The 15,694-nt window shown below is 63.6% G+C and carries 11 protein-coding genes; 2 read left to right on the top strand and 9 right to left on the bottom strand.

Features of this window, described 5'->3' with window-relative positions:
- Window positions 1-29: 29 nt before the first annotated feature.
- The gene (locus ACZ2IA_RS12925; protein ID WP_470292996.1) at window positions 30-833 is read right to left on the bottom strand and encodes a MetQ/NlpA family ABC transporter substrate-binding protein; all 804 of its coding nucleotides are present in this window, start codon (window positions 831-833) and stop codon (window positions 30-32) included.
- A gap of 99 nt (window positions 834-932) precedes the next feature.
- Window positions 933-2,888, bottom strand: coding sequence for an arylsulfatase (locus tag ACZ2IA_RS12920; protein ID WP_470292995.1), 1,956 nt, complete (start codon window positions 2,886-2,888; stop codon window positions 933-935).
- Window positions 2,889-3,664: 776 nt separating this feature from the next.
- Here ACZ2IA_RS12920 and ACZ2IA_RS12915 point away from each other — a divergent pair.
- On the top strand, window positions 3,665-4,213 hold the full coding sequence (locus tag ACZ2IA_RS12915) for a hypothetical protein (protein WP_470292994.1): 549 nt from the start codon (window positions 3,665-3,667) through the stop codon (window positions 4,211-4,213).
- Window positions 4,214-4,573: 360 nt separating this feature from the next.
- Here ACZ2IA_RS12915 and ACZ2IA_RS12910 read toward each other — a convergent pair whose 3' ends face one another.
- The 7 genes from ACZ2IA_RS12910 to ACZ2IA_RS12880 all read right to left on the bottom strand — a co-directional run bounded on the left by ACZ2IA_RS12910 (window position 4,574) and on the right by ACZ2IA_RS12880 (window position 14,248).
- The gene (locus tag ACZ2IA_RS12910; RefSeq protein ID WP_470292993.1) at window positions 4,574-5,137 is read right to left on the bottom strand and encodes a chorismate mutase; all 564 of its coding nucleotides are present in this window, start codon (window positions 5,135-5,137) and stop codon (window positions 4,574-4,576) included.
- 134 nt (window positions 5,138-5,271) lie between these two features.
- Complete coding sequence (locus ACZ2IA_RS12905; protein WP_470292992.1) at window positions 5,272-6,477, bottom strand: branched-chain amino acid ABC transporter substrate-binding protein; 1,206 nt, start codon at window positions 6,475-6,477, stop codon at window positions 5,272-5,274.
- A 238-nt stretch (window positions 6,478-6,715) separates the two neighbouring features.
- The gene (locus ACZ2IA_RS12900; RefSeq protein ID WP_470292991.1) at window positions 6,716-7,912 is read right to left on the bottom strand and encodes a branched-chain amino acid ABC transporter substrate-binding protein; all 1,197 of its coding nucleotides are present in this window, start codon (window positions 7,910-7,912) and stop codon (window positions 6,716-6,718) included.
- A 151-nt stretch (window positions 7,913-8,063) separates the two neighbouring features.
- On the bottom strand, window positions 8,064-9,161 hold the full coding sequence (gene hemH, locus ACZ2IA_RS12895; protein ID WP_470292990.1) for a ferrochelatase: 1,098 nt from the start codon (window positions 9,159-9,161) through the stop codon (window positions 8,064-8,066).
- 95 nt (window positions 9,162-9,256) lie between these two features.
- Window positions 9,257-11,635, bottom strand: a complete 2,379-nt coding sequence (locus ACZ2IA_RS12890; protein WP_470292989.1) for a DNA translocase FtsK — start codon at window positions 11,633-11,635, stop codon at window positions 9,257-9,259.
- 61 nt (window positions 11,636-11,696) lie between these two features.
- A complete protein-coding gene (locus ACZ2IA_RS12885) occupies window positions 11,697-12,794 on the bottom strand; it encodes an anhydro-N-acetylmuramic acid kinase (RefSeq protein ID WP_470293086.1) in 1,098 nt (365 codons plus the stop codon).
- A 122-nt stretch (window positions 12,795-12,916) separates the two neighbouring features.
- The gene (locus ACZ2IA_RS12880) at window positions 12,917-14,248 is read right to left on the bottom strand and encodes a M23 family metallopeptidase (protein WP_470292988.1); all 1,332 of its coding nucleotides are present in this window, start codon (window positions 14,246-14,248) and stop codon (window positions 12,917-12,919) included.
- Between the two features lie 435 nt (window positions 14,249-14,683).
- Here ACZ2IA_RS12880 and ACZ2IA_RS12875 point away from each other — a divergent pair, with 435 nt between their 5' ends.
- Entirely contained in the window at window positions 14,684-15,694 is a 1,011-nt protein-coding gene (locus ACZ2IA_RS12875) for a hypothetical protein (protein ID WP_470292987.1), read from the top strand.

The following is a 15,694-nucleotide window of genomic DNA, read 5'->3' as shown; positions in this document are numbered from 1 at the left end:
CAGTGAAATGCATAGCGGTCGGTCGCGGGCTACCATGGCCGCCGCACCGAGTCCTGATAGCGCGTCAGGATGAAGTGTGCGATGGCATCGCTGCGATAGCTGGCGATCAAGGTCTTGAGCCAAGGCCGCTCCTTGTCGACCGCCCGCACCGTGAGCACGCCGGCAAACGGCGTGCTCGCATCCTCCATGCCTATACCGTCGCGTGCCGGGTACAGCCCGGCGCGGACCGCGTCCGGATACCCGATCAGCGCCGCGGCGACCCGCGCACGACTGGCGGCCAGTTGCGAGGCGGGCAGGGCGACAACTCGGTAGCCGTGCGGGTTGTCCACGATGTCTTTGGGGCCGGCATCAAGCCCGGCGCGATCGGCCAAGGTGATCAGGCCGTAGTTCTGCAGCAGGATCAGTGCGCGCGCGGCGCTGGCGCGATGGTTCGGGATCGCCAACGTGTCGCCGTCCTTCAGCGCCTTGAGCTCGGTGATTTTCTTCGAATAGACGCCCATCGGCAGCGTCACCGTCGCCGCCGCGGCTATCAGCGGATAGCCGTGGCGCTTAACGTCGCGCTCCAGCGCGACGCCATCCTGGAAACTCGCGACGTCGAGCCGTCCGGCGGCGAGATCGCGGTTGATTTGCTTGCCGTCACGGTAGGCGACGAGCTCGACCTTGAGACCACGCGTCAGCTCGGCAGCCTTTACCTCGGCCAGGATTTCGGCCTGCGGCCCGTCGGTGACGCCAATGCGGATCGGCTTGGGAGTGGCAACGGCCTCGGCGGACAGCAGCGCACCGGCGAGATAAGCCAGCACGAGAAAACGGGGGAAAAACGTCATGGTGTTCATCGAGTGTCGTAGGCAAAAGCCGCCGGGCGTCGAACGCCCGGCGGGCACGGCTTCGGTCATCCAAGGCCGGCCGGATTTGGCCAATCTTGGGGCTCCGGCTTAGCTCGGCCGCAAGGGCTCTACGCCACCGACGCTGGCCATGTAGTCCTTCCACTGCTGCCGCAAGGCGCTGACCAGGCTCGGGTATTGCGCCGACAGGTCGGTGGTCTCGCCACGGTCGTTGGCCAGGTCGAACAGCTGCCAGTGGCCGTCGAGCGGGCCGAGCGGCGGTGCCGTCCAACGCGCCTTCCAACGGCCGTCGGCACTGACGATCATCGCGTGGCCGTAGCTTTCCTCGCCGAACGGCGTGCTACGCAACGGCGCCGGCGTCGCCACCTTCAGCGCGTCGAGCAGCGACTTGCCCGTCACCGGGTAGACGTAGCGGTTGTTGTAGACCACCTTGCCCTGGTTCTTGTCTTTACCGGTCTGCGGATCGATCAGCGGCGGTGCCGACTGCGACGGCGGCGTAATCCCCGCCAGCGCGAGGAAGGTCGCGGTGTTGTCGGTGACATGGGTGAACTGGGTCAGCGGCGGCAGCGCCTTGGTCTGGCCCGGCAGCTTCACGACGGTCGGCACGGAGATACCGCCTTCACCCATCGTCGCCTTGTAGAGCCCCAGCGGGGCCGCGCTCACCTCGGCCCAACGGGTACCATAGGCCAGGCCGAACGGCAGGCGGAAGCTCTTGAGCTGACCGTAGTCGGTGCCCAGCTTCTCGTAGACGCCCGGCTGCGCATTGGCGGTATCGGTCGCGGTCGGATCGGCGCCCGAGTCCATCGCCCAGCCTTCGGCCCCGTTGTCCGACTGGAACATAATGTAGGTGTTGTCGTACTGCCCGGTGTCTTTCAGGTACTGGATCAGCCGACCGATGTTGTCGTCCAGGTTGGACACCATACCGGCGTAGATTTCCATGTAACGCGCCTGGGCCTTCTTCTCGTCGGCCGACAGGCTGCCCCAATTCTTCACCACCGCGCCCGCACCGTAATCGACATAACCATCGGCCGGGCCGTGCTCGGCGTTGATGTACTTGGCGCTCGGCGTGCCGTTGTTGGCGGTCGCAGGCGAAGAAGCCAGCGTTTCCGGCAGGCCGGGGTTCGGCGTCAGATTGGGCGGAATCACGCCGAGCGCCTGCATCCGCGCGATGTGCGCCGAGCGCACCGCGCCGTAGCCCTGGTCGTACTTGCCCTTGTACTTGCTCAGCCATGGCTCCGGCACCTGCAGCGGCCAGTGCGGCGAAGTGTACGCGGCGTAGGCGAAGAACGACTTGCCATCCTTGCGGTTGGAGTCGATGTAGGAGATCAGCTTGTCGGTGTAGAAGTCGGTCGAGTAGAACTGCGCCGGGCTGCCGCCCGCACCACCGGGCTGTCCGGGCTGTCCCGGCTGCACGTACTTGCCGTCTTCGGTGTAATTCTTCGAGTTGGCCGCTTCGTGACCGAAGTGGTTGGCTGCGGCACCGCCGAGCAGAGTAAAGCTGCGCTCGAAGCCCCACTGATCGGGCGTCTGCCCGGCCGTCGCCGCGCTGCCGACGATGCTGGACCCGAGGTGCCACTTGCCGGCGATATAAGTGTGATAGCCACCGTCCTTCAACAGTTGGGCGACTGACAGCGCACGGTCGTTCAGGTAGCCCTCATAGCCCGGCAGGCCCTTGCGCTCGTCCTGCAGCGCGCCCATCATGCCTTCGCCGACCAGGTGATGGTCGATACCCGAGATCAGCATCGAGCGCGTGATCGCGCTGACCGTGCCGGTGTGGTGGTTGGTAAGAATGCGACCGTTGGCGACCAGCGCGTCCAGGTTTGGCGTCTCGATCTCGCCACCAAAGGCGTGGATATCGGAATAGCCCAGGTCATCCGCCATGATATAGAGGATGTTCGGGCGCTGATTCTGGGTCTGCGCGGCAGGCAGGGCGGCAGTACCGCCGGTTTGATCGGACCCGCAAGCGGAGATGGCGACGCTGGCAGCGACCGCGAGGCTGGCCGCACTCTTCGGGAATCCCGTGGGAACAGCACTTAACTGTGACATACAAAGGACATCCTGAATTTTTGTTATTTAGGAGTGCCCGATGCTAAAACCAACTTTTATTTAAATGAAATACTGTAGCGCTGTTTAAATATTCACATTCACCTTAAGATCAAGCGGTTATTTTCAAATAATCGCACCCCCTTCTCTCAAGATGCCCCATTAAGCACAGCTCCGCTTGTTACAACCTGCACCGCCTGTGCCGCCTGAAAACCCTGGGCGTCGAGGCTTTCTGGCGCCCCGGGTGCGTCTGGGATGCATCGAAATCGACACCTCGGTCAGAAAATCAGACGAAACGCCCGGAATTTCCCGCAGCGAAGTAGAAAAACAGGTGACTCGCCGTCATGGCAGCGCTTGGTTGGCCAAGTGCTGAGCGCTAAGCGCCTAACGGCGATGCGATTCCTCGTGAAAAAGTGCAGCCGAGACGGAATAAATCGACACAGTGATCAGTTTAGTCTGCATGACCCCGCCTATCGACGGGAGGGTGGGGTGCAAACCGAAGGAGAACTCCGATGAGATCGTCCCTATGAATGAAAAGGTTAGCGATTGGCGCCTTGCGATGTCAGCAATGGCCCGAGCTGGTGAAATCATTCTTTCGCTAGCCAAAGTGTCAATATAACCGAAACTGACAACACTTTTGCAATACTTAGTAAATTGGCTCGGAATGACTTTCCCAAGATAGTTTGAATAGTCATATCTGAAAGCCACCTACAAGTAAACCCAAAAGAGCTTACGCTGCGATCTACGCCGCCCATGCTCTTTGCAATAGGAGTCTCATCATGTCCATCGATAACAAGCACTCAGCCATTACCCCTGCCATACTGGGTTGCGCTGACACGGATCGCACCTTCTCTTCCCACAAGTTACTGAATATGCGACCAACCTTTCCTTGCGCCGCTAAAGGTGTGCGACACCTATTAATAGCCGGCCTAACGACCTTTGCCTCATTATGCTATGCCGATACGCTAACTGTAGGCATGCTGGTTAGTCAAGGCGCCCAGCTCCTGTCAAAAGATGCGCTACTGGCTCAGATGCCTGGAGAGACGCTTTATACAGAAACCGTGAACCTCAATGCGGAGTGGACAAACTTTGCGGATGGGAAGGTCGTCGGACAACTTCACGAGACATCAGAGAATATTGGTTACTATGGAATTGGCACATGGCATATCTCGGAGGATGGAAAATACTGCGTAGATATCACATGGCAAGTCTATCCAGATTCACACTGGTGCAGAGCGGTTTACAAGGTTGGAAGCAAAAGCAAATACTACATACCGGAGCAGGACACCCCTGATGCCATTCCTGTGAAATTCACAATGGTTCCATGACACGCAATCGGGCGATTATCCGATTGCTATAGAAACCTAATAAGTGTAAGCAGGCCAGGCAATGAGCAAGAGCCGTCGAGACCAAGGAAATGGTTTCTAATCTTACTCAGACTTGAAGGCAGTTCACCTCTACGGAGGAATCGCCGATGTAATTTCAACTACCGCTTGAAATTATGTTTGGTCCACCATCAAACTTGACGGACCAGGTAGTTTAGTTTTGAGCAGCGCATGGCGCTGCTCAAATTCTGTCTGACTCAGGTATCGCAAGGACGGATGGCGTCGTGGATCGAAGCCGTCAAACGCATGCAACCTAGTCTTATCATGACTCAGCTAGCGCGTCACGACAAGAAAACAGTTCCCTCATTTCTCGCAAAAGCTGGCCAGCGCACGATCAAGTGCAATCGCATGCACAGCATCGCCGCCATGCTGCTGCGCGTACACGCCAGCCGCCTTGGCGAGTGTGCTTCGGCAGACCGGCTGGCTACGCTGCGCCGAACTCGACGCCAGCAATAGCAGCAACTGTCCCTGCAAACGGTCGAGTCGGGGCCGAATCTCGCTGACGAGGCTGGCTCTTGGCATGTCGGGTGCGGCACCAGCACGGCGCCAGTCGGCGAGCAGGGCGTATTGCACCACCTTGCTGGCCTCGATCTGGTCGGCAAAGACACGCGCCACCCGCTCTTCGCTCAGACCGCTACCGGCCGACATGGCGACCGCACCGGCAATCACCTGCTGCTCGCGCGGGCGATCCTCCACCGGCTTGCCACTGTCCCACTTGGCGAGCGCCACTTGGTTGGCCACCGCCAGTCGCTGCGCAACGGCGTCGACCAGCGCATCGAGCGGATCGCCCGCCGGCCCAGCGGCCAAGGCCGGCAGCGCAGCGAGGCCGATACCTGCCGCAATCATCAGTCCGAACAATCTGTTCATTCATTCCCCTAAGTGGCGCCGGCGTCAGCCGCGCTCCGGAAATAATACTGCCCGGCGGCGCATTAAGCTCATGCGCGACCGGGCAGGTCATGTTCAAGCCATCCGGCGCTATGCGCCCGATGGCTTGTCAGCGATCAGGACGCGGCAGACGCAGCCTTGGCCTCGCTACCCTTGCCAACCGTCTTCCAGTTACTCGCGTTCAGCTGGTACAGCGTCACGGTGCCGTTCTTGATGTCGCCCTTGGCGTCGAACTGGATCTTGCCGGTCACGCCGTCGAAGTCGGTCTTGGAGAGCTCCGGCAGGTACTTGGCCGGGTCGGCCGAACCGGCGCGCTTCATCGCGGCGATCATCACTCGAGTGGCATCGTAGGTGTACGGCGCGTAGGCCTGGATGTCGGTCTTGAACTCGGCCTTGAACTTGTCGTTGAACGAGGCGAAGCCCGGCATCTGTTCCTTGGCGGCGCCGGCGGTCGAGGCGTAGGTGCCTTCGGCGTCTTTGCCTGCCAGTTTCGGGAACTCGGCGGTGTTCACGCCGTCCGCGCCCATAAACGGAGCGTTAAGGCCGATCTTGCGCATCTGTTTGACCATCGGGCCAGCCTGCGCGTCCATGCCGCCGTAGAACACCAGCTCCGGCTTCTCACCCTTGATCGAGGTGAGGATGGCCATGAAGTCGGTCGAGCTGTTGGTGGTGTATTCGCGTTTGACGACCTTGCCGCCGGCCGCCTCCACCGACTTGGCGAAGTCGTCGGCCAGACCCTGGCCATAGGTGGTGCGATCGTCGATCACCGCGATGCGCTTGGCCTTCAGTTCGCCCACGGCAAACTTGGCCAGCGCCTGCCCCTGCTGCTGGTCGTTGGCGATGATGCGGAAGGTGTTCTTATAGCCTTGCTGGGTGAAGGCAGGGCTGGTCACCGAGGCGGCGATCATCGGAATATTGTTGTCCGAGTAGATGCGCGAGGCCGGGATCGCGGCGCCCGAGGTGAGGTGGCCGATCACGCCGGCGACCTTGTCGTCGACGAAGCGCTGCGCTACCTGGGTCGCCATTTTCGGGTCGGCCTGGTCGTCCTCGGAGACGACTTCGAACTTGACCTTCTTGCCGTCGAGGGTGACGCCTTCGGCGTTGGCTTCCTGGACGGCCAGCTTCACGCCATTGTCGCTGTCGCGACCCCAGTGGGCGAACGGACCGGTCAGCGGGTTGGCGGCGCCGATCTTGACAACGACATCGCTGGACGAAGCGGCGGCACCGCTGGCATCGTTGGCCGCAGTATTATTGTGAGCCTTGTTGCAAGCCGCCAGTGATAGGACCGCGACGGCGATAAGCGAGAGACGAGCGTACTGCATGAAGAAACCCTTAGTTAAAAAGAAATCAGGGTCATCACCAGTCGATGTTTTTGACATTCACGGTTTGTGGGCAATACCGGGTTGCGGCGGCGCCCCTGTACGCGGCGACTGGATACAGTCGCCATCGTTGACATGGTCTCCGTTTTATCTTCTTTGCAAATAACCGTCAAGTCTGATGCCGAGCGCTAAAGAAAACGGCGCCACCTGGCGCCGTTTCTCTGCAGCGGATGGGCTCGAATTACTTCGCGCCGCCCGTGGTGGCCTTCACCTCCCACTTGCCGTCTTTCACCTCGTAAACGGTCACTGCACCGTTCTTGATGTCGCCCTTGTCGTCGAACTGGATCTGGCCGGTGACGCCGGTCAGGTTGGTCTTGCCGACTTCAGCCAGGTATTTCTTCGGATCGGTCGAGTTGGCGCGTTTCATCGCGTCAACCAGCACGTTCACCGCGTCGTACTCGTACGGAGCGTAGATCTGCACGTCGGTGTTGAACTTGGCCTTGAACTTGTCGTTGAAGGTGGCAAAACCCGGCATCTTGTCGCGCGGCACCCCACAGATCGACGCGTATTGCCCTTCGGCCGCGTCGCCGGCCAGCTTGATGAATTCCGGCGTCTGCATGCCGTCGCCGCCGATCAGCCTGGCCTTGAGGCCGAGTTTCTTCATCTGCTTGGCCATCGGGCCGCCTTGCGCGTCCATGCCGCCGTAGAACACCAGGTCCGGCTTAACCGACTTGATCGAGGTCAGGATCGCGCTGAAATCGGTGGCCGAGTTGGTGGTGAACTCGCGCTTCGAGACGGTCGCGCCCTTAGCCTTCACCGCCTTTTCGAACTGGTCGGCTAGACCCTGGCCGTAGGCGGTGCGGTCGTCGATGATCGCGATGTTCTTCGCCTTCAGGTTGTTGACCGCGAAGTCACCTAGCGCCGCGCCTTGCTGCACGTCGTTGGCAATCACGCGGAAGGCGGTCTTGAAGCCCTGCTTGGTGTATTCCGGGTTGGTCGCCGACGGCGAGATCTGCGGCAGGCCGTTGTCAGCGTAGATCTTCGACGCCGGGATGGTGGTGCCCGAGTTGAGGTGACCGACCACGCCGGCCACGCCAGCGTCAACGAGACGCTGCGCCACCTGGGTGCCGATTTTTGGATCGCCCTGGTCGTCTTCCGACACCAGCTGGAACTTGATCTTCTTGCCGTCGATCACCACGCCGGCCTTGTTCAGGTCGTCGATGGCGAGCGTGGCGCCGAATTCGTTGTCCTTGCCCAGGTGGGCAATCGGACCGGTCATCGGGGATACCTGGCCGATCTTGACGATCTGCTCGCCGCCGGTAGCCTGGGTGCTGGCACCGGCCGACGCCGCGCCTGCGGTTTTTTGTTCTTGTTTGCCGCAGGCGGCGAGGGTCATCACGGCGGCGGCCATGAGACTCAGACGGGCAATCTTATTCATTTGGTGTTCCCCTGATGTTTCCAATGTAGACGTGTGGACAGCCCCGCAATGGCACCCTCAGCCACGCAATGGCCTAGGCGGATTATTAGAAGCGGTTTTTGGCCTTGTCAACGCGATATGACATCGGACAGGGTTGCCGGAAAAATAAGTGTTACTTGTCTGCACCAGCCGATTTGGCCCGCGCCAGTCGGTCGACCACAAGCTCTTGAGGTTGCAGCGGATTTTCCCAGCCGGCCAGTTGCGCCTCGGCGATGTCCGAAAGCGCCGCGATCCAGGCCGGCGATTCGTTCAGGCAGGGGATGAAGCGGTAGTCGCCACCGCCGGCCGCGTGGAAGGTTTCCTTGCCCTCGATGGCGATTTCCTCGAGCGTTTCCAGGCAGTCGGACACGAAGCCCGGGCACATCACGTCGACGCGGCCGGCGCCGGCACGGCCGAGTTCGGCCAGTACCTCGCTGGTATACGGCTTGAGCCATTCGGCGCGGCCGAAACGGCTCTGGAAGGCGATGCTGTAGTCGTTCGGCGCCAGCTCGAGCGCCTCGGCCAGCAGCCGGCCGGTCTTCAGGCATTCGCAGTGATAGGGGTCACCCTTGTCGAGCGTGAATCGCGGCACGCCGTGAAAGCTCATCACCAGCTTGTCGGGGCGGCCGTTGAGCTTCCAGTAGTCGCGTACCGAGCCGGCCAGCGCCTCGATATAAGCGGGGTGATCGTGAAAGTGCCGCACCGTACGCAGCTCCGGCATATTGCGACGGGTCGCAAGCACGCGGAACACCTGATCGAGCGCCGTGCCACTCGACGACGCGGCGTACTGCGGGTAGAGCGGCAGCGCGACGATGCGCTCGACGCCGTCGGCGCGCAGCGCTTCGATCACCGACGCCACCGACGGCTGGCCGTAACGCATCGCGAACTCGACCCGCACCTCGCCGAGGCCTCGTTCGGCCAACATTTCGCGCAACAGCGCGGTCTGGCGCCGGGTATGCACCATGAGCGGCGAGCCCTCCGGCGTCCAGATCGTCGCGTACTTGTGCGCCGACTTGGCCGGGCGGGTATTCAGGATGATGCCGTTCAGGATCAGCCACCAGATCGCGCGCGGTATCTCCACCACTCGGGGATCGGATAGGAATTCCTTCAGATAGGGACGCAGCGCCTTGGCGGTCGGCGCGTCGGGGGTGCCGAGGTTGATCGGCAGGATGGCGGTGCGACCGGCAGGGGCATCGTGGCGGAAAGCGGGTTCGGTCTGGTAAGCGGACATGGTTTCTTCGACACAATAAAGCCGCCCGGGGAGGGGCGGCGGATAGTCTGACGACACAGCTGGACGAACGCATGGCTCGGCAAGGCTGGCAGGATTTAGTCTTCGCGCGCCGGCACCAGCACGGTGCGGTTGCCGTTGGTTTCCATCGGCGACACCAGGCCGGCGGTCTCCATCTGCTCGATCAGCCGCGCGGCGCGGTTGTAGCCGATACGCAGGTGGCGCTGTACCGACGAGATCGACGCCTTGCGGGTCTTGATCACGATCGCCACCGCCTCGTCGTACAGCGCGTCGGCCTCGCCACCCGCGTCGCCGCCGGCCACGCCGAACTCGCCGCCACCGTCCTCGGCACCACCTGACAGGATGCCCTCGATATAGTCGGGCTCGCCGGTGGTCTTCAGGTACTCGACCACATGGTGCACCTCGTCGTCGGCGACGAAGGCGCCGTGCACGCGCAACGGGTAGCCGGTGCCCGGCGGCAGGTAGAGCATGTCGCCCTGGCCGAGCAGCGCCTCGGCGCCCATCTGGTCGAGGATGGTGCGCGAGTCGATCTTGCTCGACACCTGGAAGGCGATCCGGGTCGGGATGTTGGCCTTGATCAGGCCGGTGATCACGTCGACCGACGGGCGCTGCGTCGCGAGGATCAGATGGATGCCGGCGGCGCGGGCCTTCTGCGCCAGGCGAGCGATCAACTCCTCGATCTTCTTGCCGGCCACCATCATCAGGTCGGCCAATTCGTCGATCACCACCACGATCAGCGGCAGCGTCTCAAGCGGCTCCGGCGTTTCCGGGGTCAGGCTGAACGGGTTGGCGATCTTCTGGCCGGTCTTCTCGGCGTCCTTGATCTTTTGGTTGTAACCGGCCAAGTTGCGCACGCCGACCTTGGACATCAGCTTGTAGCGCTTTTCCATCTCACCGACGCACCAGTTGAGCGCGTTGGCGGCGTGCTTCATGTCGGTGACCACCGGCGCCAACAGGTGCGGGATGCCTTCGTAGATCGACAGCTCGAGCATCTTCGGGTCGACCATGATCAGCCGCACTTCCTGCGGCGTGGCCTTGTAGAGCAGGCTCAGGATCATGGCGTTGATCGCCACCGACTTGCCCGAGCCGGTGGTGCCGGCCACCAGCACGTGCGGCATCTTGGCGAGGTTCGCCACGATCGGCGTGCCGGCGATGTCCTTGCCCATCGCCATCGTCAGCTTCGACTCGTTGTGCTGGTAGACGTCGGCGCCGACGATCTCGGACAGCCGCACGATCTGGCGCTTCGGGTTGGGCAGCTCGAGGCCCATATAGGTCTTGCCAGGGATCGTCTCGACCACGCGGATCGACACCAGGCTCAGCGCGCGCGCCAGGTCCTTCATCAGGTTGACGATCTGTGCGCCCTTCACGCCGACCGCCGGCTCGATCTCGTAACGGGTGATCACCGGGCCGGGATAGGCCGCGACCACCTTCACCTCGACGCCGAAGTCGGCGAGCTTGCGCTCGATCAGCCGCGAGGTGGCTTCGACCGTTTCCGGCGTCACCGGCAGTTGCTGTTCCTGGGCGGCTTCCAACAGGGCCAGGCCGGGCAGGGCGTTGTCACTCGGGTCGGCGAACAGCGAGCTTTGCACCGGTTTGGCCGGTTTCGGCGGCGCGACCGGGGCAGGGTAAACCATCGGCGCGGCCGGTTCGGCCGGCTCGCGGCGCGGTGCGATGGGGGCGGTATCGAACGGGATATCGTCGTCCTCGTCCGGCTCGGCCGCTTCGTTCAGCACCGGCTCGGGTTTGGAGGCAACGACCGGGGCAGGCGGCGCGGCCGGCTTGTCCGCCTTGCGCGGGCGGTGCTGCCAGCCGTCGTTCAGCTTCTGCCAGACGCGCAGCGCGGACTCTTCCAGCCCCGTGCCGATCTTTTCCATGATGTCGAGCCACGACCAGCCGGTGAACAGCGAAAAACCGATCGCAAAGAACACCGACAGCAGCAAGGTGGCGCCGGTCGCGCCGAAGGCGTGGTTCAGCCCGCCGCCGATGAAGCGGCCGAACATGCCGCCCGCCGCCAAGGGCAGCGACAGCGCCTTGCCGCCGAGGAACAGCGCCTCGAGACCGGCGCAGCTGAGGATCAGCATCAGGAAGCCACCGCCCGCCGCCAGCGCGACCGGCGAGGGCTTGAAGCCGCGGTTCTCCAGCGTCAGCCGGCGGTAGCCCCAGGCGATCGCCGCCAGGCAAAAGGTGACCAGCCACCAGGCGGAATAACCGAACACGTACAGCAGCATGTCGGACAGCCAGGCGCCGAACGCGCCGCCGATATTGCGGATGGTCGGATCGGACGAGCTGTGCGACCACGACGGATCTTGCGCCGAGTAGCTGAACAGGGCGATGACGAGGTACACCGCGGCCACCGCCATCAACAGCCACCAGGCTTCACGCAGCAGGTTGGCCAGACGGGGAGGGAGCGGTGTCGAAGAATTCTTGACGACGGCCTTGCGTTTGAACAGTCGCATAGTCCTGCAATATTGCTCTTAAAGGCCGCCAATTATAGCGTGATAGCGCGATAAAGCATGCTTAAACGGGATATAAAGCACCCAGCACGCGCAAACCGGCCGCACCGGTCACCGCCGGCAGGTTGCCGGGCCGGCGCTCGACGAACTGGCGGGCCAGCCAGGCGAACGCCGCGGCCTCGACCTGCTGGGCGCCCAGGCCCAGTGCATCAGTGGTGGCGAGGCGGTGCTCCGGCACCCGCCGGCCCAGGCATTGCATCAGGAAACCATTACGCGCGCCGCCGCCACAGACGTACAGCCCCGCCGCGTTCGGTGCGTGCAGCTCGACCGCCGTGGCGATGCCTTCCACCGTCAGCGCGAGCAGCGTCGCCTGCACGTCGACAGGCGTGATCTCGCCGAGGGTTGGCCGAAGCCGCGCCAGCTGCGCGTCGAGCCAGGATAGATCGAACAGGTCGCGACCGGTGCTCTTCGGCGGCGGCGCGGCAAAGAACGGTTCGGCCAACATCGCGGCCAACAGCTCCTGCACCACCGTGCCGTTGGCCGCCCACGCGCCGTCGGCGTCGTAAGCCTGGCCGTGATGGCGATGGATCCACGCGTCGAGCAGCATATTGCCCGGGCCGCAGTCGAAGCCGATCACCGTGCCGTCCGACTCGAGCACCGACAGGTTGGCGATGCCGCCGATATTAATGACGACGCGCCCCTCGTCGTCGCTGCCGAACACCCCCAGGTGGAAGGCCGGCACCAGCGGTGCACCCTGGCCGCCGGCGGCGACGTCTCGGCTGCGAAAATCGCCGATCACGTCAATGCCGGCGCGTTCGGCCAACCTCGCGAGGTTGCCGATCTGGATCGTATAACCGAGCTGAGGGGCGTGGCGTATGGTCTGACCGTGGCAGCCGATCGCGCGGACGGTGCTCGTCTCGACGCCGGTGGCGGCGAGTAGTTGCGCCACCGCCTCGGCGTACAGGTCGGCCAGCCGGTTACCCAGCCGTGCGGCGCGGTCGAGCTCATTGCCGTCGGCCGGCTGCAGCGCCAGCACCGCATCGCGCACATCGGGGGGGTAGGAGAGGGTAGCCTCGCCGACCAGCCGGGGATGGCCGGCCGCGTCGAATTCGACCAGCACCGCGTCGACGCCGTCCAGGCTGGTGCCGGACATCAGGCCGATATAGCGATCGACAGGATCGCCGGCTGGCGAACCCGGTCGGGAGGGGGCAGCGTCACGCTGCGGCGAGTGGCTATCCACGCGGCGGTGTCCTTTGTCGGGCGCCGCCAGGGTAGAGGGCGGCGCTAGTCGAGCTGCGCGACGGTGGTCGGGATCGCGCGCAGCAGTTTCAAATCCTGCGCCAGTTTGACGCTTTGCTGGCGGAACGCAAGCCGTTCGGACGGGGTCAGCGACCGGGTCGGCAGCGCCGACGTCGCCGGGTCGACCGCCTGGCCGTTGACGCGCACCTCGAAGTGCAGGTGCGGGCCGGTTGAGCGACCGGTCATGCCGACGTAGCCGATCACCTCACCGGCCTTCACCGTCTGACCCGCCTTCAGCCCGCTGGCAAAGCGGCTCATATGGGCGTAAAGCGTGGTCATTTTAGCGTTGTGGCGCAAAGTCACAACATTGCCATAGCCGTTCTCGCGCTGGGCGCTGGCGACCACGCCGTCGGCCGGAGCGACGATCGGCGTGCCGGTCACCGCGGCAAAGTCGATGCCCGAATGCAGGCGCAGCGCGTGCAGGATCGGGTGGTAGCGCAGGCCGAACGGCGAGCTGACGCGGGCATCGGCCACCGGCTGGCGGCTGAAACCCTGCTTGAACGGCTGGCCGTTCTCATCGTAGTACGCGCCCGAGTCGTCGCCCTGCGCAAAGTAGAAAGCCGCGTAGTGCTTGCCCTGGCTCTCGATCTCGGCCGCCAGCACATTGCCGGTGGTGATCGGCGAGCCTTGGTACAGATAGGTCTCGAACACCAGCCGCAGCTTGTCGCCGGCCTTCAAGGTCGCCAGGTCCAACCGGTCGGCGAAGATGTCGTTCAGCTGCGCGCGCACCTCGTCCGGCACGCCGGCCTGCGCCAGCGCGCCCGTGACGCTGTTCTTCACCGTCACCGAACGCACCGTCGGGATCATCTGGGTCTCGACCGGGTCGGCGTTGGCCTGCCACTGACCGCTGCCGGCCTTTTCGACCGCCACCAGCACCTTCTCGCCGTTGTCGTCATCGTTCAAGAACTGCAGCGCGAACAGCTTGCCGTCGTCGTTGGTCTTCACCGAGACGGTTTGACCGGCCCTCAATTTCAGCAGGTCGCGCGACACCGGGTTGGACGCGAGAAACCCATTGGCGTCGCCGCCACTGATGCCGAGCCGATGCAACAGCGCGGCGATGGTGTCGCCGCGACGGATCGGCTCTTCGCGCCAGTAGCGGGTGTCGCTACCCTGACCGGTGAACGCCGGCAGCGCCAGCGCCTCGGTCACCTGCTGCACTTTCACCGCCGCCGTTTCTGCCTCGTCGGCGGTGATCGCGTACGCGGTCACCATGCCGAACAGCGGCAGACAGGCCACCAGGCCGATCCAGCGGAAATGATGGTTCGCCAGAAAACTGGCGCAGTTTTGCGGGAAGTGGAGCAGTTTGCGATAATTCATCAACGAAAAACGAGACAATGGCGCTGTAACTAAAAGAGCGGCTAACAAAAATCAGCGAAGCTCCCCCTGGCTAGGCGGCACAATAACGCCAGGGGATTTTTGTTAGCGGCTCACAAGACTGGCCGCGGTTCACACACACAGACGCCGAACAAGCCGGGCGCTGCCGAATAAAGGTTGTTCACATGGAGGGCGGGCAGCGGGAAGAAGTTCCGCCCCGTCCGAACAAGCAGGTCATACTAGCAAGCTTCGCTTCAGCGAAAAATCATTTTTATCAATAAAATCATCATTTTACCCCGTCATCATCGGGGCCCGCAGCCCGATAACAAACAGCCATCCGCCGCGCATGACATACACTGCCTTTTCCCTGCCGGCCTCACCCCGTCCCGCTCGCCGGTCACCGAAGCCCGCAAATCCTCTCCACACGAAGGCCGTTCGATGACATTGACCCTGCACCTGCCGGGCCTGGCCTGGCTCGACGCGCACGACGCCGTCGAGGTCGCCAAGGGCCTGGAACTGCCGGCTCTGGCCACGCTGCTCGGCCGCGGCCGGCTGCAAGCGGCCGCCCAATCGCTCAGCAGCCAGACCGCTCGCGCGTTCTCGCTGGCCGACACCGCGCCGGCGCGCACCTTGGCACAGGCCGACGGCCTGGCCATCGATGACAGTCACTGGCTGGTCGCCGACCCGGTGCACGTACGCATCGACCGCGACCGCGCCTTGCTCGCCGACGTCGGCATCCTGACGCTGGCGCAGCACGAGGCCGACCGGCTGATCGCCTCGCTGAACCAGCACTTCGCCGAAGACGGACTGCGCTTTCACGCACCGCAGCCGGGACGTTGGTACGTCGAATCGACGACCTTGCCGCGCGCCAGCTTCACGGCTCTCGCCGACGTGGTCGGCGAGGACGTCAACGCCCACCTGCCCAAGGGTGAGGACGGCCTGATCTGGAGCCGCTTCCTCAACGAACTGCAGATGCTGCTCTACACCCACCCGGTCAACGACGAGCGCGAAGCGCGCGGTGAGCCGGCGGTGAACAGCGTCTGGCTGTGGGGCAATGGCGACGCCGGCCAGCCCGCCTGTTCGGCCAACCTGGTGCTGGCCGACGACGTGCTCTGGCAGCACTACGCCACGCTCGCCGGCGTCGCGCACGACGCCGTACCGTACGCGTTCGACGGCCTGCAAGCCGCGGCCGGCAAGGCCGTGTCCGTGCTGCTGCGCGACGACAGCCTGCTAGCCCCGGCGCAGTACCGCGACGCCTGGGGCTGGCGCGAGGCGCTTACCCAGCTGGAAGAACGCTGGTTCGCACCGCTCTTGGCCGCGCTGAAGACCCGCCGGCTCGACGAACTGACGCTGGTCTGCCACGGCGAGGCCGGCTTCACGCTGACCGTGCGCCCGGCCGACCTCTGGAAATTCTGGCGACGTCCGCGCACGCTCGCCTCACTCGTTTGA

Source organism: Crenobacter sp. CS_VA4 (assembly GCF_055597485.1).
The sequence above is the reverse complement of the archived record's forward strand: the minus strand, read 5'-3'. Positions and strand labels throughout refer to the sequence as shown.